The organism is Lysinibacillus sp. KCTC 33748 (assembly GCF_002237755.1).
Taxonomy (GTDB): Bacteria; Bacillota; Bacilli; order Bacillales_A; family Planococcaceae; genus Lysinibacillus.
In genome coordinates this window covers 80,255-99,042 of record NZ_MWSJ01000004.1, presented here as the reverse complement: position 1 = coordinate 99,042, position 18,788 = coordinate 80,255, and the positions used below count along the sequence as shown (strand labels likewise).

At 33.4% G+C, this 18,788-nt stretch carries 29 protein-coding genes; 13 read left to right on the top strand and 16 right to left on the bottom strand.

The genetic code is table 11. From position 1 onward, the window contains the following. The first annotated feature begins 137 nt into the window (after positions 1 to 137). Positions 138 to 338, top strand: coding sequence for a hypothetical protein (locus B1B04_RS08205; protein ID WP_079560976.1), 201 nt, complete (start codon positions 138 to 140; stop codon positions 336 to 338). Positions 339 to 654: 316 nt separating this feature from the next. Here the strand turns inward: B1B04_RS08205 and B1B04_RS08200 are convergent, their stop codons facing one another. Both B1B04_RS08200 and B1B04_RS08195 read right to left on the bottom strand, forming a co-directional pair. Continuing rightward, positions 655 to 1,302 carry a pentapeptide repeat-containing protein gene (locus B1B04_RS08200; protein WP_079560975.1) on the bottom strand — a complete coding sequence of 216 codons (648 nt, stop codon included), beginning with the start codon at positions 1,300 to 1,302 and terminating at the stop codon, positions 655 to 657. 125 nt (positions 1,303 to 1,427) lie between these two features. Continuing rightward, positions 1,428 to 1,610 carry a hypothetical protein gene (locus tag B1B04_RS08195; protein ID WP_079560974.1) on the bottom strand — a complete coding sequence of 61 codons (183 nt, stop codon included), beginning with the start codon at positions 1,608 to 1,610 and terminating at the stop codon, positions 1,428 to 1,430. 150 nt (positions 1,611 to 1,760) lie between these two features. Between B1B04_RS08195 and B1B04_RS08190 the strand changes: the two genes are divergently transcribed. Continuing rightward, complete coding sequence (locus B1B04_RS08190) at positions 1,761 to 2,165, top strand: VOC family protein (RefSeq protein ID WP_079560973.1); 405 nt, start codon at positions 1,761 to 1,763, stop codon at positions 2,163 to 2,165. Positions 2,166 to 2,386: 221 nt separating this feature from the next. After that, positions 2,387 to 3,544 (top strand): Ger(x)C family spore germination protein, encoded by a 1,158-nt coding sequence (locus B1B04_RS08185; protein ID WP_079560972.1) that lies wholly within the window; start codon positions 2,387 to 2,389, stop codon positions 3,542 to 3,544. A gap of 256 nt (positions 3,545 to 3,800) precedes the next feature. On the opposite strand, the gene B1B04_RS08180 is transcribed toward B1B04_RS08185, so the two are convergent. The 7 genes from B1B04_RS08180 to B1B04_RS08150 form a co-directional block, all read right to left on the bottom strand. Beyond that, positions 3,801 to 4,283 carry a GNAT family N-acetyltransferase gene (locus tag B1B04_RS08180; protein WP_079560971.1) on the bottom strand — a complete coding sequence of 161 codons (483 nt, stop codon included), beginning with the start codon at positions 4,281 to 4,283 and terminating at the stop codon, positions 3,801 to 3,803. 20 nt (positions 4,284 to 4,303) lie between these two features. Continuing rightward, positions 4,304 to 5,023 (bottom strand): MBL fold metallo-hydrolase, encoded by a 720-nt coding sequence (locus tag B1B04_RS08175; RefSeq protein WP_079560970.1) that lies wholly within the window; start codon positions 5,021 to 5,023, stop codon positions 4,304 to 4,306. Between the two features lie 108 nt (positions 5,024 to 5,131). Continuing rightward, positions 5,132 to 5,626: a GNAT family N-acetyltransferase gene (locus B1B04_RS08170; protein WP_079560969.1), complete on the bottom strand. Its 495-nt coding sequence runs from the start codon at positions 5,624 to 5,626 to the stop codon at positions 5,132 to 5,134. 153 nt (positions 5,627 to 5,779) lie between these two features. Then, a complete protein-coding gene (locus B1B04_RS08165) occupies positions 5,780 to 6,112 on the bottom strand; it encodes a YxeA family protein (RefSeq protein ID WP_079560968.1) in 333 nt (110 codons plus the stop codon). A gap of 139 nt (positions 6,113 to 6,251) precedes the next feature. After that, a complete protein-coding gene (locus B1B04_RS08160; protein ID WP_079560967.1) occupies positions 6,252 to 7,142 on the bottom strand; it encodes a DnaD domain protein in 891 nt (296 codons plus the stop codon). Between the two features lie 177 nt (positions 7,143 to 7,319). Beyond that, positions 7,320 to 7,739 (bottom strand): hypothetical protein, encoded by a 420-nt coding sequence (locus B1B04_RS08155; protein ID WP_079560966.1) that lies wholly within the window; start codon positions 7,737 to 7,739, stop codon positions 7,320 to 7,322. A gap of 193 nt (positions 7,740 to 7,932) precedes the next feature. Then, positions 7,933 to 8,241: a hypothetical protein gene (locus B1B04_RS08150; protein ID WP_079560965.1), complete on the bottom strand. Its 309-nt coding sequence runs from the start codon at positions 8,239 to 8,241 to the stop codon at positions 7,933 to 7,935. Positions 8,242 to 8,559: 318 nt separating this feature from the next. Here B1B04_RS08150 and B1B04_RS08145 point away from each other — a divergent pair, with 318 nt between their 5' ends. The 3 genes from B1B04_RS08145 (at position 8,560) to B1B04_RS08135 (ending at position 10,064) form a co-directional block, all read left to right on the top strand. Beyond that, complete coding sequence (locus B1B04_RS08145) at positions 8,560 to 9,057, top strand: NUDIX hydrolase (protein WP_079560964.1); 498 nt, start codon at positions 8,560 to 8,562, stop codon at positions 9,055 to 9,057. Positions 9,058 to 9,478: 421 nt separating this feature from the next. Continuing rightward, positions 9,479 to 9,784 (top strand): DUF3784 domain-containing protein, encoded by a 306-nt coding sequence (locus tag B1B04_RS08140; protein WP_079560963.1) that lies wholly within the window; start codon positions 9,479 to 9,481, stop codon positions 9,782 to 9,784. A gap of 73 nt (positions 9,785 to 9,857) precedes the next feature. Then, the gene (locus B1B04_RS08135; RefSeq protein WP_079560962.1) at positions 9,858 to 10,064 is read left to right on the top strand and encodes a hypothetical protein; all 207 of its coding nucleotides are present in this window, start codon (positions 9,858 to 9,860) and stop codon (positions 10,062 to 10,064) included. 104 nt (positions 10,065 to 10,168) lie between these two features. On the opposite strand, the gene B1B04_RS08130 is transcribed toward B1B04_RS08135, so the two are convergent. Further along, on the bottom strand, positions 10,169 to 10,450 hold the full coding sequence (locus B1B04_RS08130) for a hypothetical protein (RefSeq protein ID WP_079560961.1): 282 nt from the start codon (positions 10,448 to 10,450) through the stop codon (positions 10,169 to 10,171). 284 nt (positions 10,451 to 10,734) lie between these two features. Between B1B04_RS08130 and B1B04_RS08125 the strand changes: the two genes are divergently transcribed. Then, positions 10,735 to 10,914: a YjcZ family sporulation protein gene (locus tag B1B04_RS08125; protein ID WP_079560960.1), complete on the top strand. Its 180-nt coding sequence runs from the start codon at positions 10,735 to 10,737 to the stop codon at positions 10,912 to 10,914. A 247-nt stretch (positions 10,915 to 11,161) separates the two neighbouring features. Here the strand turns inward: B1B04_RS08125 and B1B04_RS08120 are convergent, their stop codons facing one another. Both B1B04_RS08120 and B1B04_RS08115 read right to left on the bottom strand, forming a co-directional pair. Continuing rightward, complete coding sequence (locus tag B1B04_RS08120; protein WP_240518245.1) at positions 11,162 to 11,371, bottom strand: DUF5316 domain-containing protein; 210 nt, start codon at positions 11,369 to 11,371, stop codon at positions 11,162 to 11,164. Positions 11,372 to 11,584: 213 nt separating this feature from the next. After that, positions 11,585 to 12,289, bottom strand: coding sequence for a Type 1 glutamine amidotransferase-like domain-containing protein (locus B1B04_RS08115; RefSeq protein ID WP_079560959.1), 705 nt, complete (start codon positions 12,287 to 12,289; stop codon positions 11,585 to 11,587). A 222-nt stretch (positions 12,290 to 12,511) separates the two neighbouring features. Between B1B04_RS08115 and B1B04_RS08110 the strand changes: the two genes are divergently transcribed. The 4 genes from B1B04_RS08110 to B1B04_RS08095 all read left to right on the top strand — a co-directional run bounded on the left by B1B04_RS08110 (position 12,512) and on the right by B1B04_RS08095 (position 14,756). Further along, the gene (locus tag B1B04_RS08110; protein ID WP_079560958.1) at positions 12,512 to 13,042 is read left to right on the top strand and encodes a hypothetical protein; all 531 of its coding nucleotides are present in this window, start codon (positions 12,512 to 12,514) and stop codon (positions 13,040 to 13,042) included. Between the two features lie 17 nt (positions 13,043 to 13,059). Beyond that, on the top strand, positions 13,060 to 13,392 hold the full coding sequence (gene csaA, locus B1B04_RS08105; RefSeq protein ID WP_079560957.1) for a chaperone CsaA: 333 nt from the start codon (positions 13,060 to 13,062) through the stop codon (positions 13,390 to 13,392). A gap of 489 nt (positions 13,393 to 13,881) precedes the next feature. Then, entirely contained in the window at positions 13,882 to 14,310 is a 429-nt protein-coding gene (locus B1B04_RS08100) for a GNAT family N-acetyltransferase (protein ID WP_079560956.1), read from the top strand. 224 nt (positions 14,311 to 14,534) lie between these two features. Further along, positions 14,535 to 14,756, top strand: a complete 222-nt coding sequence (locus tag B1B04_RS08095) for a hypothetical protein (protein ID WP_079560955.1) — start codon at positions 14,535 to 14,537, stop codon at positions 14,754 to 14,756. A gap of 70 nt (positions 14,757 to 14,826) precedes the next feature. Here B1B04_RS08095 and B1B04_RS08090 read toward each other — a convergent pair whose 3' ends face one another. Both B1B04_RS08090 and B1B04_RS08085 read right to left on the bottom strand, forming a co-directional pair. Beyond that, positions 14,827 to 15,465, bottom strand: a complete 639-nt coding sequence (locus tag B1B04_RS08090) for an O-methyltransferase (RefSeq protein ID WP_079560954.1) — start codon at positions 15,463 to 15,465, stop codon at positions 14,827 to 14,829. Continuing rightward, complete coding sequence (locus B1B04_RS08085) at positions 15,452 to 15,799, bottom strand: hypothetical protein (RefSeq protein ID WP_094075088.1); 348 nt, start codon at positions 15,797 to 15,799, stop codon at positions 15,452 to 15,454. Before B1B04_RS08085 ends, B1B04_RS08090 begins: the two co-directional genes overlap by 14 nt. A gap of 322 nt (positions 15,800 to 16,121) precedes the next feature. On the opposite strand from B1B04_RS08085, the gene B1B04_RS08080 reads away from it, so the two are divergent. Continuing rightward, the gene (locus tag B1B04_RS08080; RefSeq protein ID WP_079560952.1) at positions 16,122 to 16,313 is read left to right on the top strand and encodes a hypothetical protein; all 192 of its coding nucleotides are present in this window, start codon (positions 16,122 to 16,124) and stop codon (positions 16,311 to 16,313) included. A gap of 18 nt (positions 16,314 to 16,331) precedes the next feature. After that, positions 16,332 to 16,703 carry a hypothetical protein gene (locus B1B04_RS08075; RefSeq protein ID WP_079560951.1) on the top strand — a complete coding sequence of 124 codons (372 nt, stop codon included), beginning with the start codon at positions 16,332 to 16,334 and terminating at the stop codon, positions 16,701 to 16,703. 328 nt (positions 16,704 to 17,031) lie between these two features. Here B1B04_RS08075 and B1B04_RS08070 read toward each other — a convergent pair whose 3' ends face one another. Both B1B04_RS08070 and B1B04_RS08065 read right to left on the bottom strand, forming a co-directional pair. Further along, positions 17,032 to 17,931 carry a S16 family serine protease gene (locus B1B04_RS08070; RefSeq protein ID WP_079560950.1) on the bottom strand — a complete coding sequence of 300 codons (900 nt, stop codon included), beginning with the start codon at positions 17,929 to 17,931 and terminating at the stop codon, positions 17,032 to 17,034. 225 nt (positions 17,932 to 18,156) lie between these two features. After that, entirely contained in the window at positions 18,157 to 18,777 is a 621-nt protein-coding gene (locus B1B04_RS08065) for an NAD(P)-dependent oxidoreductase (protein ID WP_079561158.1), read from the bottom strand. Positions 18,778 to 18,788 lie beyond the last annotated feature (11 nt).

The window sequence follows — 18,788 nt, the reverse complement described above, 5'->3', positions numbered from 1 at the left end:
TTCACAAAATCCTATTTCCGCCAAAGATGCTTTATTAAGAAATTATTCTGTTCCCCATTTTTCCCTAGCTGGTTGTTTATAAAACACTATCCTTTTTTATGTTATAATTTACACATATTACATACTGAGGTGATATTATGGACAACAACAAATTGATTTGTAAAGCTTGTGGTAATGATTCATTTTCTGAAGGGAAACTTGATGGCTATGCTGCTTTAAGACCAGTTGACAAATTTTTTTCAAATGGTTCTTCACTTATTTTTACGCTGTGTCAAAAGTGCGGCGAAGTAGCCTCAATTAAAGCTGAAAAACCCTATAAGTTCACTAGTTCCATATAGTTTTGTTCAGGGTCACTTGAATAGTGACCCTTTCATGTGTTCGGCTTCAAATACTATTGCGCGCACATGAAAAAACGGCGTTTAATCGAGATGATTATAGCCGTTTTGTTTTTAATCTACTTCTTTTAAATTTTTTTCGATATCACTTAGTCGATTGTTCATTCCATCCATTTGTCTTGTCTCTACAATAGGATGGAATTTTGTTTTCCGATTTCTAGCAATTCATCTTTTCGTTTCTCATTCCTTATAACGGAGAGGCTAATCATTTTCAATCCGCATACTCCAAAAGACCAGGCTTGATTTAATTAAGTACTCATCATCGCTTAACCTTTAAACCTAGCAATTCAGCAAAGCCAATTGCTTGTTCAGTAGAAATCACACAGCCACTTAAATTTTTTATCGTTACATTTAAGCGTTCAAATGTACACGTACTAATATCCACATCATTAAGCGGTGTATCGCTAAAATCAACTTCATCTATGTTACAATGTTTAAATTTCACTTTTTTAAATTGACAGTCGTAAAAGTTTGTACTACGTAATGATGACTGATCGAAACAAATTTGTTTCAATCTTGCTAAGCCAAAGTTACATAAATTCATGATACATCCTTCAAAAGAAACGTTTCCTAAATGGGCCTCTGAGAAATCAACACCTAACAGTTTGCAGTTTTTAAACGTAACTCGATGGATAATCCCTTCGTTAAATGTTGAGTTAGATAAGTCACAGTTTTCAAAGATTACATCCATCATATCAATTTTATTGAAATTCGAGTGAATCAGAGATACTTTTTGAAACCGTACTTTGGAAACAATTAAACGGGCAATATGATCATTCTCTCTACTTGTATTCGTGATCAATTGATGCGATAGATAAGGTTCTTCATCATAAAAAACGTCTTCAAAAGTTCCTTGAGGCAATTCATTTGGAATAAGCGGGCGTTCAATTTTAAATTTAGTTGGCATACTATTTGTCCTTTCTTCCTTTTATTGTGTTTTATCCCCTCTTAAATTTTCCCCAGCTATGTATATGAATGAATGCAAAATTACCACAACCAAAAGATTGTGGTAGAAAATTATATGCGTCTTCTTTATTTTTTATTACTTCTTTGGGAAGTGTTTTCTTGTTGTTGTTTTTCATGATTTGCATTGTTCATTTGCTCTTTAGTTAGTTCATTTTCTTCACGCACATCTAAATCGTCAGGGCTTAAATCTGCTCCAAATTCTACTTCTTCTTCACTTGTATTGCGCTTTTTGTTAGTCAAAATTATCACCTCCGATATATAAATTATCCATTTTGTCGCAAATTATACTTGTGCGAATGAAAGCTAAATGTTACGCTATTTCTTCAGTAATAAGCAATTTTGGTATCATTTAGCAATAACTGATTGATAGAGCAGCTTCAATAAAAGGAGAAGTACTTTATGGTTGAAAAATATGTGCATCACATTTGCATCCAAACGAATACATATGTAGAATCTTTAAATTTTTACACAGAAGTAATAGGTTTTGAAATAGTACAGGAGTCGCCGGATTTCCACGATAGACATTTTAATACATGGTTAAAGCTTGGAACCTTTTATATAGAACTCCAAACTGGGAAATTTGATGAAGATCTTGAAGCATGCAATTCAAATGCTCAAGGTATTGTACATTTTTGTTTATGGGTTGATAATCTTCTTCAAGAAGTAGCACGATTAAAGGAAATGAACGTTCGTTTTATTCGTAAAAATGGTGAAATTATTTATAAAGTTGAAAATGGTCAGCTTTGTAAATTAAAAGCACCTGAAGGAACCATTATAGAAATTCGCGATAATAAAGGAATATAACCTTCCGCTTTACTTTTTTACATTATTGCGGGATATAATATTTTCCACACACGCCCAGGTCTCATTATAGAAATGAGTCCTGGTCTTTTATTTTAAAGGCTAATTGCAGCTATCCTAAGTTTTTCATTACTTATAATCCTCTAATTTTTTGTCCAAACTATAAACAAAACTTCTTAAGTCCTCAAAATTACACAGGAATTTCTAAAAGTAGGGATCAAAAAATGAAAAAAAAAATTACGTTAATCGTAAGCTTAGCAACTGTACTATTGCTTTCTGGATGTTGGGATGTTAAAGAACCGCAAAGAATGTATTATGTTGATGGAATTGGTATCGATTATAAAGATGGTCAATATGAAGTATATATGCAAATTGTCAATTTTGCGAATGTAGCTAAATCGGAAGGACCTACTCCTCAAGCTGCACCTACAGAGATTGGCTTTGCTAAAGGTAAAACGATGGAAGAAGCCTTTTTCAAATTATATCGCTCTATCGACCAAAAAGTATTCTGGGGACATATGACTTTTATTCTGTTCTCAGAGGACGCCTTAAAAGATGCGAATTCTATTCCTGTTGTTGACAGCTTTTTACGTCATCGGGAAACACGATATCAAATATTAGCTTTTAGTACAAAGGAACCTATTAAAGATATTCTTTTAATCACACCGGTTTTAAATAAAGCACCAACAGCTTCGAAACTAAGTAATCCACTGCATACAAAAGAACTACAAACTTATGTAGAGCCTGTTGATTTACGAAGATTAATTATCCAATTAAATGAACCGGGTCATGAAGTGAATATTCCATTAGTTACAATCAACAAAAACTGGGAGACGGCCAATGAGCCAACAACGGAAACTGCATTATCAGGTTTCGCGGTAGTTTCAAAGGATGGTTTTAAAGGTTTTCTAAATGATGGGGATGCGAGAGGGATCCAATGGATGTTTCCTAAAACAACTCGAGGAGATGTAACCTTTAAATTAGACAATAAAGAAAAAGAGTACTTAACAGTTGATTTAGAAAAGTTAAGTACGGAAATTAAACCAATTGTAAAAAACAATGAAGTAACATTTGAAGTCGATATAAAATTAAATGCAATCATTAATGGTTTCAAAGGAAAGATAAATACTGAAGAAATAAGAAAAGGTATTATTAGTTCGGTAAAAACAGATATAAAAAAATCATATGCAGAGGGCTTAAAATTAAATGTAGATGTTTTCCGTTTATCAGAGCATGTATATCGAAAAGACGTGAAAATGTGGAAAAAAATACAGAAAGATGGAAAGATTCCTTTAACAGAAAATACAATCAGTAAATTAAATGTTACCGTAAATAAAGTGAATCCTGGTCGAAAAAATTTTACTGAAACAATAATAGAGTAGCTATTTAAAACTCAATTGTGTCAGCTATCCAACGTTGTATTCAATTCATTGAAATAAATTCTCATTAGAACTTTGATTTATCGTACGTTGTGTTATAATGCTGTTAATGGCTCAGCCATTATCAGGGCAAGACCAATTCTGTGCTGTAGCGTTGTCATACGCTACAGCTTTTTATGTTGTAAAGTAAATTAATTGGCGAAGAATAACGATGCATGCCTTAAATTATTATGCAGACTGCCGAAGATTGGATAGCTTTTTAATAATTGGACTCAACATTCAATAGTGTATATTTAAAAATATCGATATGGTCGCCTTGTTCATCTAACACTGTTTCAATACGCTTCCAGCCCCTTTTTTCATAATAGACTGCGGCATTTTCTGTTTTTAAAATTACTTTTGTATAACCTATTTTTTTCATATATTCTAGCAAAGCTTTGATTAAATAAAAACCTATTTTTTGACTTCGATATGAAGGTTCTACAAATAAAGATGCTAACCAAGGTTTAAATTGAGGTCTTTCTTTCCAATCATTTTCAAATACAGAGACTGTTCCTACACATTGACCATCTACACTTGCTATAAAAGTAATTGGAAATTCATCTACATATGTTCTTTTAAAAAATTCGACAACTTCTTCATATGTCTTTTTACTGCTAGTTGGTACAACAAATTCCTTGTAGACCATTTCTGCAACATCTTCTATATGCTGTGGCTTACTTACTAATAAATCAATTTCCATAAATCGCTCCCCTTTTTTCCTTAAAATTCGTTCTTTACAACATTGAACCCTAACATTTCAGCTTCTTGACGGTCAAAGCCCTCATCTAAATGCATACACCAAAATGTTGGACGTAAATCGGAACGAACTAACTCGCTAAGTTTTCGTAATGATAAATGTACATTGCCTTCATAATCAGCTTTACAAGTATCAACGTAAACATAATCGTAGATCTTACCCGATTTATGCGGAGTTCGTAAAGATGCTTTTAGGCTATTTGTATCTCCCGAATAATAGATAAGTTTGTCATCTATACATAATTCAATGGAATAAGAAGGGATCTCTTTCACATGACTAGATCTTTCAAAAAGTACGTTACAGAAATTCAGTGAGTACTTTGTGTCTGATTGAAATTTTTTTGTGAAACAATGAACTTCTGGGCTAATACCATTCATGGTCAACAATTCTTCAATTTTCACATCATGAACGGCATAAACAGAAACATTCGGTTTTGCCATTTCGCCATGGCAATAATAGCTATAAAATATTAAATCAGCAAGGCTACCAACATGGTCTGCATGAGTATGCGTGATCAATACATGGATGTGTTCTATACCTTCCAGTAAATTATTTTCCTTAATGCGGTGAAAAATATTGCTACCACAATCAATCAGCAACATCTGATTCCCTGCTTTAAAATAAGCTGAATTATTACCTAATTTCGTATTAAACGCACTTCCAGAGCCGATAAATTTCAGCATAACGTGCACCCCATTTCCATTAAGATTAAAGCTAAATTTTAACCTCAAGTAAGTAGTCCATACTTGAGGTTAAATGTAAAAACAATATTAAATCAACAGGGCTATAAATTACAGATAGTCCCTTTTCAAAATGGAAAAATTAATTAAATCTACATACTTTCCTTTTTCAAATTCATGCTCATCGACTTTTGCTTCTATTTTATTCATGTTCATCTTAGTAAAAGCAAAATGGATGATACTACTTAACGTCTCTTTCATTATACCCTTCCCCCAGTAAGAAGGAATTAAATCATACCCAATCTCTATACGATTATGAGCCTTTTCATAATTTAAAAAACCACATGTTCCGATTACTTTTTTAGTTGTAGGTTCTTCTATAAGCCATCGTAAGCCACTCTTGTCTTCGTAAATTTTTTCATACCAATTCATTTCATTTTTTGAATCCTCCACTGAATTAAAAGGTTCCAATGGTATGTATTTCACAACACTTTCATTTGAATAAAGCTCCAAAAGATCAAAACAATCACTTTCCTGTGCTTTTCGCAATATAAAACGTCCCGTTGCTAATACGGGGAAATCCGTAAAATTAAAATGTGCGTTCATAAGTATGCCCCTTTGCATATAGTAACCTTCCATTTCATAGTACCATATGACGCAAAATCAGGTATTCATCTATATATGAAAGGACCTGCTCAAACGATATAAGTCAGGTCCCTCTTTTTGAGTTGTCCTCATTTCTCGCTTAAAAAATTGGATTTAACTCCTATTAAATTTCTCTTTAATATTTTTTGGCAACTCATTCCCATGCATTACTTGGGGTTCCCCCGTGTATCCTTCTAAGCTTCTTGGGACACGTAAGATAGTTCCTTTTGCAAAAGGTTTTTCAGCAAAAAAACTTACCACTTTTTCATTTCCATCCTTATCATATCCTTCTATTGTATATACGTATTGTCCATTACTATTAGGCGTTTTTTGTTCCTCGTTAATTTGGACATAGTAGTCTTTTTCTATCAAAGCTCCCTTTTCACCACAACCAACTAAGAAAGTAGCGAATAATATTGTCATCACCATGAATTTCATCTTCTTCATTTCTTCTGCCTCCTCTTTTCTAACGAAATCGTATCGTTACAAAAGAGTATAGATCACCACTTCACTACCTTAAATCTCGGGACATGACAGTTAGCTGACAAAATTGTCATCTTACAGCGATGAACTTGATTTACATTATTTACTTTGCACTCGCTGTTAAGTTCTTTAATGTTTCTAAGATTTTTTGACGCTCAGCTTCAAAATCAATAGCTTGATCATCTTCTAGATCACTGTCATTTTGACGTCGTTGATGGAACCATTCAGGGACAATTTCTTTATATTTTTGATGGGTAGATCGATTAGTAGGCTTTTGTCGTTGTTGTTTTTGAGCTGCAAATTGCAGATTGTCCGCTTCTACTTCCTCAATGGATGTAACGTTCTTATTATTCCAATCTTGTAGAATCTTTTCTACGTAATTCCAACGAAGCACATTGTTTTCTACTGCTAACTTCATGGCATGTATAACAAGGTCTTCTGACAGATCATTAATCCAATGATCGATTTTATTTGTGACATGAACGACTAGAGAACCAAACCCATTTTGCTCATAAAACTCGAATGCCGTTTGTGTTTTTACAAGGTTTTCACCTTTGGAATGACCCCTTTTATCATTATCATTATTATTTAGTACATTATTATTTAATGAATTATTATTACTTAGTAGTGGCGATTTTTCCGTCATCGGTTTTTCCGGTGACGGATTAACCGTTATTGGCTTTTTACTATACGGTTCAGCTCTTGGTGTTTCGAACACGGACAGCTCCAATTCCCCGAATTTTCCGTGGTTTGTTCTGATCTGCATCTTATGAATATAGCCCGCTTTCGTTAACTCCTTTATAGTGTTAGCCGTGGATTCACGACTGCATTTGCTCTTAGTAGCTAAATTAGAAATACTAAATGACCAATCATCTGGCAATGACAACATATAAGCAAGCAAACCCTTTGCTTTCCAGCTTAAACGGATGTCATTCAAAAATCCTTTGTCTAACACAACAAAATTCTCCTTTTTACGAACCCTGAATATAGCCATGATGCCCCTCCTGTTCTTTGAATTTTTAAAAAAATGAGATACCTCTCTCATTTATATACAGGTTTTTCACATAATAAGGGACAAATATTTTCTTTATAATCACTTTAGAAAGCAAAAAAATAGGACATGCAACAATTGCATGTCCTGTAGTTTTACTTTTTATAGTCTGTAAACGTTTTATTTATATAATTCTTTATAGACGATTACTTTTAGTGCCAAAATTTCTTCGTCTGTTAATTTCCCTTCCATCTCTTGAATAATCTGTTCTTTCGTCATTGAACCATTTTGTACTTTTGTTCTTATATTATTAAGCTCCGAAATGCCAACTTTTTGAATGATTACTTTTGTCGCCTCTTCTTTTGTTGAAAACGGTAACTTGCTACTATCTGCAGTTTTAGCCTCTTCCATAAATGATTTTAATTGAGGGTCGCTTTCAATCGTATTTTTAATTTCATCCATTTGACCACTTTCCTCTAATTCTGAAGAAATTGTATCAGCGACTTTTTCGGAAGCAAACTTCACACCATAATGATAAACCCCATAGCCAATAGCACCGAGGACAATGACAATAACCAGAAGGAATTTAATGAATCTCATATTCTCACGCTCCTTAATTCTACACTTTATCATACTATATAGTGTGGAGAGATGAGAAATGATATCCTTTCGACCTTTTTACAAACCTAAGAGGCTGTGCATGTTCAAAGTCGAGATACCTACCTGTCGTTCAAGAGAATCAACAACCAAATAAAATCTCCCGGGTTAATTTTTATGACCGGGAGATTTTGATTTATTTAACATACTTCAAATACTTTTTCACAAAATCTACGATATAAACAACTTCTTCTTCTGAAATAGAAAATCGACTGCTCACTATTCGTAGCTTCGCTGTTGATTTTAATTGTTCACGCACTTGATCAATCCTCATATATCTACATTTACGAGGATTTACACTGTCTCGAATTTGCTTGTATCGAAGGTAGGCATAACGTGCAAAAGCATTTACCATCTCTCGCTCCTGCTCATCTCGTTGTATTTTGTTCGCAATTTCATCGATCACCTCAGAATCAAAAATCCATTTACCATCTGTTATTTGCATAGTACCACCTCTTTCGTTGCGTATAGTTGATGTCAAATATCGCTGCACCCTAGTGCTCTGGCATTAAGTTGACTTCCATTGTTTCTTTTTATAGCTATTAGATGCATAAGAAAAAGCCACACCTAGTTAAATGTGACTCTTTTTGTATTTTGTTTAGTTGATGAACCCCCATCATCACTCGCCGGCTTTTGTGCTTTATTTCCAGATTGACCCTGGCCCTTAAAACTTGTATTTTTCTTTATTAAAGGGTGATACATATATATTTTTATTAACTAAAATGGAAATATAATGATTTCCTACATAAAAAGGAGGCAACATATGAACAACCAACCTTATGTGGACTGGGGCGGACATTATCATAAACTTACGTGGTTACCAAATAAAAATATTCATGATTATAGCAAAGCAACAAGTGTACATGGAGTTTGTTTTTATAATGGGAATGTTTTGTTAGTTCATGTAGACGGGCGAGGATTTAACTTTCCTGGCGGTCATATAGAAAATGGAGAAACACCTGAAGAAGCATTTCATAGAGAGGCATTTGAAGAAGGCTATGTAAAGGGTCCTATCAACTATATAGGAGCAATTGAAGTTAGCCACGAAGAGAATCCTTTATTCAAAGCTGATGGAAAGTACCCGTTAATCGGTTATCAAATGTTTTATTGTATGGAAGTTCAAGACTGTCTCCCGTTTCTTCGAGAACATGAAACGATTTCGCGCATTTGGGTTGAGCCGGACGAAGTACTTTATGTTATCAATGATCATGAGTTTGCAAATGTAGTATTACAAGCGGCTTTAAGTAACAAACTTTCTTAATTGTTTTTAGTAGATATACCTCTATGCTTTTTACATATATGTCCATAAAAAGTACATGTAGAAAAAGTGACAGAGATACAATTTTGAAACATCACCCATAGATTTTATTTTTTAATCTAATTCACGGCATTTCACTATACAAACATAGCTACCAAATCATATTAATAGTAGTGTAAAGCTAACTTAGCTTTGCCCTCCTAGTTTGTGGTTTAGGGTCACTTTGGTTCGAGTGACCCTTTTTTACTTCTCTTTCATTGTTATTTTATTCCCTTAATATTTTTATACTTATACTTAGTGAGAGTCATTACAGTTTAATATGATGAAATACCTTCGAAATAGATTACCTTCAGTAATAATTTGGAAAACTCATTTTTGTTTTTTTCGTATATTTATTAGTCTTAAAATAAGCGAGGTGGCGAAAATGATTGCTGGATATATTATATGTATAGTTCTTGCTTTAATCTTTGTTATTATGGGTTACCTTACCCATATAAAAAAGAAACTGTGGCTTATTGCGGGTTACCAAGAAGAAAGTTTTTTGGGTGATAAAGATAAACTAGCGAAGCTATTTGGACTATTCTCATACATAGTAGGTATTGCTACTTTTCTTTTACCTTTTGGTTTAGATTTTTTTGGTATCATTAGCGGTATTATTTATGCAGTTTGTATATGTATAGGCACAGTAGCAACTTTGGTCTTGAAACAAATAATGAATAAACCACTTTAGAAAGAGTCTTTCTTAGGCTCCTTTTATGTTAACCTTAGAATATAGTTTATTAACATAAAAAGGAGGAAATGAAATGTTTCGTAAATTACACCTTTATTCCCCCATTGTTTCTGCTATTTTATTTGTCATCCTTGTATTTATGAATTATTTAGGCTATTGGACAGCAGATAGGTTCATTCAAATTCTATTTTTCTTTATTATGATAGTGTCTGTTTTCAACGCGGGTATTAGAACAGAAACAATTTTAAAAAGCAGAGGTAAAATCGAATCCTCTAGATAGCGAAGAACTTTCAAGATTTTTTAAATATCCCCTTGAATTAGTCTACATTCAAGGGAATACTTTTTTGTGTACTGTAGCAATATTTTTTTCAAACGTTTCGCTAATCATTCCATCGCTTTTCTTTTATCTTGCCGAACGATGAAGAACATGTATAAGCTCGATAATAAAATGATAATGACTATTACTGCCAAGAAATATGTATCTTTCATCTTAAACAAAAATAAATTCAATGGATTTAATAATCCAGCTATCATTAAAAATAACCAATAGTTATTTTTTCTTTTTGATTGATCACCATTTCTAAGATAACTAGCAGAAAGCCATATAAAAAAAGGTAAGTAACATACAATTGAAAAAGTTAGTATAGCCCATCCGATAAATGTCATAGTACAAACACCTCCGAAAATCTTCCTTAATATATACGGTTGAAATTTGTAATGGTTTCAATTTTATTATTCTATAAAAATGTTTTTTATTTAAATATCATATGTAATGTGCAAAAAACGTCAAAAATCCGAGGAACCTTTAGCGTTGGTGGCCCTTTTTCTGGAGTAATTCCTCATGATAAATTTTCCTATTTTTAAAACGAATTTGAGTAAAATCTAGATGAATACCTCCCCTCCTTTCTACACATGAACATATTATAGGTTGTAGAAGGGAGGGATATTTTATGGGATACTACCAAGGTGGAAATTATGGTAACTGTGGCTGTTACGGAGGATATGGCGGTGGTTACGGCGGATACGGCTGCGGTGGCGGCGGTGGTTACGGCGGCGGCTCAGCATTCGCACTAATTGTTGTCCTCTTTATTCTTTTAATTATTGTCGGAGCAACATTCATGAATTATTAATGAAGTTTTCTACTACTAATCTGATTTTTAATAATAAAAGTTAATGCTAATTATCATTGTTACATTCAATCATTCCATACTCTCTATTGCTAAATAACATCAATAGTAATAGTAGGATAACTTACCAGCCTAACATACTACAGTTTAAACAAAAAGGTCACTTTTGTCCGAGTGACCTTTTATTTTTGATTTACAACTTCATTAGAGGCTTTTTTCATATTACTAAAGGTTCCAAAAATCTTGATCATTAATTTAAATAATAAAATAAAACCGCAACAATAATATTTGGTAAAGCCATGTATAAGGAATTTATCGTGATTTTATGACGTTCGTCTCGATGTTCTGTAGTTTCGGTAGCAAAATTTGCCCTCATCCGATCCCCACTGGCCATGGAGCCTGAAAAAACCATTGAAATTACAATGAAAATACAGCCAACTATACCTGGAACTAAATACATTTTTTCCATTCCCCACAAAATCATCTATATGAAAACACCGCACAATGTTAAGAAAACACCGATTAATACATATTTCATTCAAATCCCCCCTCTTCTTATTTTACGTTTGATTACCCTATTTTGTTTCGAATAAAAATTAAAATTTCAGAAAAGTAAGAATAATATCTTCGAAAAATAGGCTTATTCTTTGAAATGATCTTTGAAAGTATTATACTATTTATCTAAATTTCCTAGATATTCTACATTTAACTCTTCCTCATTGATACCCTTATCCAACGAGACCTTATATGCTTTACCATTTGGTTTTGAAGTAACGATTTTATGAATTTCTCGATCGATAAAATGAACGGCTACTCCATCATCAACGGCAATTCCAGATGAGAGTTTATTCGCTTTCACCAAATTATGATAAGCTGGTCTTCGATTGATTTCTCCATCATAATGAGGACAATTACTACCTGGAAGAAACCCTAAACATTTTATCGGCTCTAACTCTCCACCGAATGAATCTGTTATTCCTTCCTCAAACCAACAAATTGAGCCAGCACTAATACCTGTTAAAAGAATTCCCTCATGCCAAGCAGTTTTAAAAATGCTAGCTAACGACCATTCCTTCCATAAAGCTAAAAGATTTTTAGTATTTCCTCCCCCAACATAAATGATATCCTTTTCCATAATAAAACTTTCTAAATCTCGCGTAGGTGGAGAAAAAAGTGATAGGTGCGTCGGAATACATGGTTGTGAGTCAAAAAAAGAATAAAAACTTGCAATATAGTTTTCCGAGTCTCCGCTTGCAGTAGGGACAAAGCAAATTTTAGGATTAGCTTTGTTAGACTGCCGTAAAATATATGTATCTAATAAAGGATTTTGAGGCACCATTGAAAAGCCTCCTCCTCCTAATGCAATAATTTGTTTCATTTCTTCCCACTTCCGCTCTGTTTAGTTTTTACTTAATTATACAACGCCACAAATATTTTAACCATTTTTTTACAATAAATTTATTTGTTGAGGCTAAAACTAATGCTTTAATTTTTGCCCTTTTAGCAGTATACAAAACTAATAACAATCCAAAATGTATGTAAATAACGCTGCACATTCCAATGCCATAATGTTATATTATTTGGAAGGAGTGTGATTATTTTGATAATAAAGGTAAAGGAAGAGGATTTTGATTTCAATTGCTCCACTTTATGTGAAAGGTGCTTCGAGCCACTTATTAATAATTTTAAGGTAAGAATGTCCGACGAAGCGAATATCGGTGTGAAAGAACATTTTTATGAGGAACTCACAGAAGGCCAACGAGCATTATTTATGTTTAATGTTTATTATACCCATATTAGTGAATCTCTTATCGAATTTTATTGGTGGAGTGCTTATTTCATGGCTCAACCTAAAAGTTGGGCAGCTATCAAAACATGTTTTAAGTATTTTGATGATGAACCCTTTATTTTACTCCTTGAGAGAATAGAACAAGAACTAAAACGACATAATCACCCTATTACATTAGAGAATTTTTCTATTACTCGTGATGAATTAAATCATAACAAAGAGCTCCATGCATCATTTGAATCGCTTTATGTAATATTCGAAAATATTTATCCAACTACTATAGAAAAAATAAATAATTTCATTCAAAAGAATTTACAAGAATTTATACAAATTGAAAATTAAATAAAGGAGTATTTTTTATGGCCACTATAGAAGACTTTATGAATCTTGATATTAGAATTGGTACTGTGATCCAAGCTGAGGAACTTCAGAAAGCAAGGGTACCTGCCATTAAAATGAAAATTGATTTTGGGGAAGAAATCGGCATCAAGCAATCTTCTGCACAAATTACTAAACACTATACACCAGAAGGAATTATTCATAAGCAAGTAGTAGCAATCGTTAATTTTCCTCCACGTCGTGTAGCAGGTTTTAAATCTGAAGTTTTAGTAATTGGTGGCGTTCCGGTAGAAGGAGATGTGATTTTATTAACGCCTGACCAATCTGTACCAAACGGAACTAAAATTAGTTAAGTCTAGGATTTTGTGATAGTGGTATCCTATCAATTATGCCTCACCCAATTGCGTCCGGAATCAGCTTTGTGCTAGGCCGACACGATTTCGATAATGCACAGGACGTGTCGCCCTTTGATTGAGTTCCTCTATTTCAATGGGTGTTTGGACATCTGCTGAAATAAGTTTAAAAATAAATCTAGCTTGCAGGCACAAAACTAACTTTAATTTCCGCTACATCATATAAATAGTAGTGTAAAGCTAATTTAGCCTTACACCTCCTGACTTGATACTAAGGGTCACTACTATTGTGGTGGCCCTTTTATATTTTTTGTTTCTGCTATTACCATACGTTACAATTTTCGTTACATAAAATTATAAGAATAAACCCCAAAATTTGGGAGGAGATTTAAAAATGAAATTTTATATAGATTGGTGCTATATCGTTAAAATCTTCAAATAATAAAGAGAAAGGAGCGTGGTACTTGAAGAGAAAAAGGAGAGAACATTATGAAAAACAAACAAGCAACAACTAATGACTATGAAACTATTATAAATCTTTGGGATAGATCCGTTATCAAAACCCATGATTTTTTAAGTTTTAAAGATAAGGAAGACATTAAAAAGGAAATCCCTATGTATTTCCCACATCTTGATGTAAGACTTTGGTTTGTGGAAAATGAATTGATAGGTTTTTCAGGTACCAATCATCAGCATTTAGAAATGCTATTTTTAGAACCTGCTGAAATTGGAAAAGGCTATGGAAAACAAATAATACAACAACTTATTAGAGATTTTAATGTAAGGTCTGTTGATGTTAATAAAGACAATGAAAATGCAAAGATGTTTTATTTCAAAAATGGTTTCACAATTGTCAGTGAAGATCCAACAGATAGTTCAGGTCGCCCTTATCCAATAGTACATTTAAGATTGAATTAAATAAGAGAGGCCCCCCTCTGCTTTAAGCATACTATCAAATACGTTAATTTCATATTAGACTGCAATCAAGCTTAAGTTGATTGCAGTCTTTTTTTATTGAAACCCTAACTTATCGTAGCTCCCCTTTTTTATACACTATTGATAATATCCAAATTAAATCATGTATTTTCAATAAAACATTCCAATAAAATGTATATATACATAACACGAAAAGAGGAATGTGTATGGACACTGAAAAGAACTATAAATCCCTACTCATACTAATTGGTTGGTTAAACGCTTCGTTTGCACTTGTCTTTTTTCAATTGTTTTGTGGTATTATGGCCATTTGTATGGGCGTTGTTTTAAGAAGTGATTATCATGAGAAAAAGCATGGGCTTATTTTAATTATAGTTGGAATTATTACTGGGATTGCCGGGTGGATACTCAATTATTTATACTTGTAGATTAGTAAAATTATAAAACAATAAAAGCACTAACATGTAGTACGTCAGTGCCTTCGAAACAAAATGGTGCTTACTTCTTCACTTTTGAAAGTGTCATACCATCACCGATTGGAATAATAATCGACTCTAATTGAGGGTGGTTTGCTACTGCAATATTGAATTTCTTCATTAATTCCGTATAGCGTTTTGGTTGGGCATTTGGGTCTGCCACACTTCCATTAGCAAGGACATTATCCGAAACGATAATCGCATCCGGTTTTGCTAACTTCACACAGTAATTTAAATAATTTTCATAATTATCCTTATCAGCATCGATGAAGAAAAAATCGAATCGCTCATTGCCCTGCTCTAGCTTTTCGAGGCTTTGCAATGCAGGTCCCGTCTTATAGGTCACTTGTTCAGCAAAACCTGCTTTCGATAAATTACTGTAAGCTAACTGCGCGTATTTTTCCTCTAGTTCTAGCGAAGTTAATTTCCCATCACTGCCGAACCCTCTAGCAAGACAAATACCACTATAGCCCCCGAGAGCTCCTACTTCAAGAATGTTTTTAGCGCCAGTCATCGAGACAAGCATTGTTAAAAGTTTTCCAGAAGAAGCAGAGACAGAAATGGCGGGCATCTCGTTTTCTTCAATGGATGTAATAACCTCCTCTAAAATAGAGTCCTGCGTTTGAAACACTGAATCAATGTAAGTATTAATTGTTTTCATTTAGGTTATTCCCTTCTTCATCATGGTTTATAGATTTTTCATCCTGTTGATTGTCGGGTGTATCCAGCGTTTCACTTTCATGTATTTCAAATAATTGACTGAATTCATTGATGACCATATCAATGGCTTTTAATTCTCCCACTAATATTGGCTGAATCGATTGAAACTCTGGTTGCTCTATTTGTTGCTTAATCGTTGCACGCTTTAAATTCATCATCTCTAAAAAGGCAATAGCTCTTCCACGACGGAAAGTTTTAGGACCATGGTGATGAGAGCCATCTCTTCCTCTGTGACGTCCCCCTCGATGACGTCCCTCTTCTCTAAACTCCTTCATTTTTTCACTTCTCAAATTTATTCTCCTCTCTTTGTATACATTTGTATACAATCTCGACTACATTTAAAGTGTATACAAATGTATACAACATGTCAATTAACCTTCTCTATTCATCTCCCGTTTCCTAATTTCATACTTTAACAACAGAAACATTTAACGTTTTAAGGAATTATGTAATATGTACTTCCCTCTGTTCTTCCATTAAACTGTAAATAATAGCCATCACCATGAAACGGTAATTAATAGTTGTGTGACTTCTAGGTGTAAAGGATTCATTGGTATTGATGTAGAGAACTTCATGTTCAAAAGAAGGAGCGATAAAATGAAAAGGCCATTTTTAAAAATTGGTCTATTACTTGTTTTTGGCGTAGTGTTTTTAACTGGGGTGCAATCATATTTTAATCAACAGGAAATTAATTTGGCTAGTGAAAGGTGTCTAAAAGCAGGTGGAGAACCCATTGTAGAAAGAGATCTTCTTTCATTAAATTACACCATTGCATGCCATATCAAATAATTGTTCGTATGAGTAATTTTGAATAAAGTTGTGGATTTCCTCCGACTGAATGAAGTGGGTGATATATCGAAGAAGAAAGACTCTTTATTAATTGTAGTATTGTTTAGTTTATTTTTAGTTGCTTGTAATGAAACAGGCACAGAAGATACTTCTACTTCTGAAAAACCTGACGCAGCTGAAGCTTTAAGATTGAACAACCAAGCAGATATTTTTCAATGGGAAGGTAATATTTTTCAGACTGAAATAGAATGGATCGATGAACTTGAAATGAATGAAGATCAATATATTGGTGACATACAATTTAGTGCCACTAAAGCTGAGGATTTTAAAAATGGTACAGCTAACCATTTACCGATTGGCGCAAAGCAAAAGAACGTGATGATATTTTAATTGTGAAATATGACAATGTGGTAAAAAGGTATTTAGTTCTATCTGAGGGCTGATTTACTAGAAAGGAGATGAATCATGTTCATTCATGATACAGTTACCGATTTCACTGAAAACTATCTACCTACTATTGATCATTTAAAGAAATACCTTTTTAGGTCACCTTTCTATTATTAAAGGTGACCTTAATTCATAACTTGAAACCATAGAGATCGTTGACGTTTAGTTTTCATTTCATAGATAATTAACGGAAAAATACGATATTTGTTTTTTTACTCATATAACCAGAAAAATAGTATTATTGCTTATTTAGAGTTATGATCTTTTCCATTCATTTATTTTTACCATTCATCTCATTTATTAGTTGGACAGCTTCATCGATATGAGACACATGCAAAATTTTTACGTTGCTTTTTTGCTCCTCTTGAATTTGTGCTGCCTCTTCTGCATTTTTAGTGGGAATAATCAGATAAGGTAAACCGTATTTTTCTGCGATTAGAATTTTTTCTTTTAGTACCCCTATCGGTAATACGTCACCGTTCTCGCTTATTGCGCCTGTCACTGCAATTGCTACGTTGTTTTGGAAATCGCCTCGCAAAATGAGTCCTGTTAGTGCTAGCCCCAAGCCAGCACTATTTCCACCAATATTATCCTGATTAAAAAAATCATTAATATGTTCATCTTCTTTACCTAGATAATGAATCACGTTTTCTTTCATTTCATCTACTTCATTTTTCTGAAGATGAAGCCACTTTAATATTTGCTTATTTTTGCTCGCGTATATTTCTAAATTCGTAATTTCAGCAACATCAAAAAAAGGAACTTGTTGTTTAATTAACAGATTTTCAACAGATTGAATGCTCTCCATATATTGAAAATCTACTCTCTCTACCCCTATTAAATAGATTTCAGTATCCCTGGCATGTAATGGCTCTTTGTATATGTATGCAACATGCAAAGTTCCTTCATAAAATATAAGTGGTAATTCGAAACAAAACAGCAAGAACATCATGGAAATTGCAAGCGTGATGTTTCTTTTATATATTTTTTTTCTAAGTAAAATGCGAACAATTAATAAGATGATCAAATTAATCAATAGTATAGCAACAAAAGAAATTCCACCAATTACACCTTGAAGATACAATAATAAAAACACACCATAATAGAGAAAAATTAAAAAGATAGTCACAATATTAGGCAATCTTCTTTTTTGATTAGAAATATTTTTCACTCCTTATTGTCTTCCATACATCGCATTTCTAAGTGTACATATTCCAGAAACATCCTAAAAATCCTTCTTAATCGATCATCTTATATGTGCAATTGTTTTCAACAGATTTCAAGTTCATACCAAAAACATTACCTTAACAACAAAAAAGCGTTAATCCTACTTCGATTAACGCATATCCACACCTATTGACTTTTTAAAACTCTTTTTATCTACTTCTTACAATAATCAGTACGCAATACCTACACGTGATTTTACATATTCCTTACTCAGAATTTGTTGATAGGCAAACTCTGCCGTATCTGCTACAGATATTTCTCCCCCACCATCCGGTAAAAAGTCCTGTTCAATGCGATAGGTACCCGTGTATTCACCGTCAGGTAAGTATGTAGGACAGACGATTGTCCAATCAGTGTCTGATTTCTTCAATAACTGATAGACCTTATGGTGCTCCTCTGCTGCAAAGGTCGTTTTTCTTTTGGACTCACTCGATTGGTAACGTAATACACTAGGTGTCAGACGACTTTGTAGAATTCCCGCCGTTCCAATCGTTATAATTCTTTTTACATGCAGCTCTTCCATTGCTTCAAGAACTAGCGGCAAACTTTTGGTTAATGTATGGGTGCCATCCGTGTTTAATGCACTGATCACAATATCAACATTCGCCATGACATTTTCGATATCTTGTTTTTCTAATACATTTCCTTGTACAATCTGTAAATTTTCATCATTTAGGTTTAGCTTATTCGGGGTACGAACTAAAGCTGTAACGCTATGTTCATCACGTAAAGCTAGGGAAACAATGTGGCTACCAACGCGTCCAGTGGCGCCTAAAACTAAAATTCTCAGAATAATCACCT

Bases quoted from the DNA above. Each gene is read 5' to 3' on its own strand.
- B1B04_RS08205 (WP_079560976.1), top strand. From the start codon at position 138: ATGGACAACAACAAATTGATTTGTAAAGCTTGTGGTAATGATTCATTT.
- B1B04_RS08200 (WP_079560975.1), bottom strand. From the start codon at position 1,302: ATGCCAACTAAATTTAAAATTGAACGCCCGCTTATTCCAAATGAATTG.
- B1B04_RS08190 (WP_079560973.1), top strand. From the start codon at position 1,761: ATGGTTGAAAAATATGTGCATCACATTTGCATCCAAACGAATACATAT.
- B1B04_RS08185 (WP_079560972.1), top strand. From the start codon at position 2,387: ATGAAAAAAAAAATTACGTTAATCGTAAGCTTAGCAACTGTACTATTG.
- B1B04_RS08180 (WP_079560971.1), bottom strand. From the start codon at position 4,283: ATGGAAATTGATTTATTAGTAAGTAAGCCACAGCATATAGAAGATGTT.
- B1B04_RS08175 (WP_079560970.1), bottom strand. From the start codon at position 5,023: ATGCTGAAATTTATCGGCTCTGGAAGTGCGTTTAATACGAAATTAGGT.
- B1B04_RS08170 (WP_079560969.1), bottom strand. From the start codon at position 5,626: ATGAACGCACATTTTAATTTTACGGATTTCCCCGTATTAGCAACGGGA.
- B1B04_RS08165 (WP_079560968.1), bottom strand. From the start codon at position 6,112: ATGAAGAAGATGAAATTCATGGTGATGACAATATTATTCGCTACTTTC.
- B1B04_RS08160 (WP_079560967.1), bottom strand. From the start codon at position 7,142: ATGGCTATATTCAGGGTTCGTAAAAAGGAGAATTTTGTTGTGTTAGAC.
- B1B04_RS08155 (WP_079560966.1), bottom strand. From the start codon at position 7,739: ATGAGATTCATTAAATTCCTTCTGGTTATTGTCATTGTCCTCGGTGCT.
- B1B04_RS08150 (WP_079560965.1), bottom strand. From the start codon at position 8,241: ATGCAAATAACAGATGGTAAATGGATTTTTGATTCTGAGGTGATCGAT.
- B1B04_RS08145 (WP_079560964.1), top strand. From the start codon at position 8,560: ATGAACAACCAACCTTATGTGGACTGGGGCGGACATTATCATAAACTT.
- B1B04_RS08140 (WP_079560963.1), top strand. From the start codon at position 9,479: ATGATTGCTGGATATATTATATGTATAGTTCTTGCTTTAATCTTTGTT.
- B1B04_RS08135 (WP_079560962.1), top strand. From the start codon at position 9,858: ATGTTTCGTAAATTACACCTTTATTCCCCCATTGTTTCTGCTATTTTA.
- B1B04_RS08130 (WP_079560961.1), bottom strand. From the start codon at position 10,450: ATGACATTTATCGGATGGGCTATACTAACTTTTTCAATTGTATGTTAC.
- B1B04_RS08125 (WP_079560960.1), top strand. From the start codon at position 10,735: ATGGGATACTACCAAGGTGGAAATTATGGTAACTGTGGCTGTTACGGA.
- B1B04_RS08120 (WP_240518245.1), bottom strand. From the start codon at position 11,371: ATGTATTTAGTTCCAGGTATAGTTGGCTGTATTTTCATTGTAATTTCA.
- B1B04_RS08115 (WP_079560959.1), bottom strand. From the start codon at position 12,289: ATGAAACAAATTATTGCATTAGGAGGAGGAGGCTTTTCAATGGTGCCT.
- csaA (WP_079560957.1), top strand. From the start codon at position 13,060: ATGGCCACTATAGAAGACTTTATGAATCTTGATATTAGAATTGGTACT.
- B1B04_RS08100 (WP_079560956.1), top strand. From the start codon at position 13,882: ATGAAAAACAAACAAGCAACAACTAATGACTATGAAACTATTATAAAT.
- B1B04_RS08095 (WP_079560955.1), top strand. From the start codon at position 14,535: ATGGACACTGAAAAGAACTATAAATCCCTACTCATACTAATTGGTTGG.
- B1B04_RS08090 (WP_079560954.1), bottom strand. From the start codon at position 15,465: ATGAAAACAATTAATACTTACATTGATTCAGTGTTTCAAACGCAGGAC.
- B1B04_RS08085 (WP_094075088.1), bottom strand. From the start codon at position 15,799: ATGAAGGAGTTTAGAGAAGAGGGACGTCATCGAGGGGGACGTCACAGA.
- B1B04_RS08080 (WP_079560952.1), top strand. From the start codon at position 16,122: ATGAAAAGGCCATTTTTAAAAATTGGTCTATTACTTGTTTTTGGCGTA.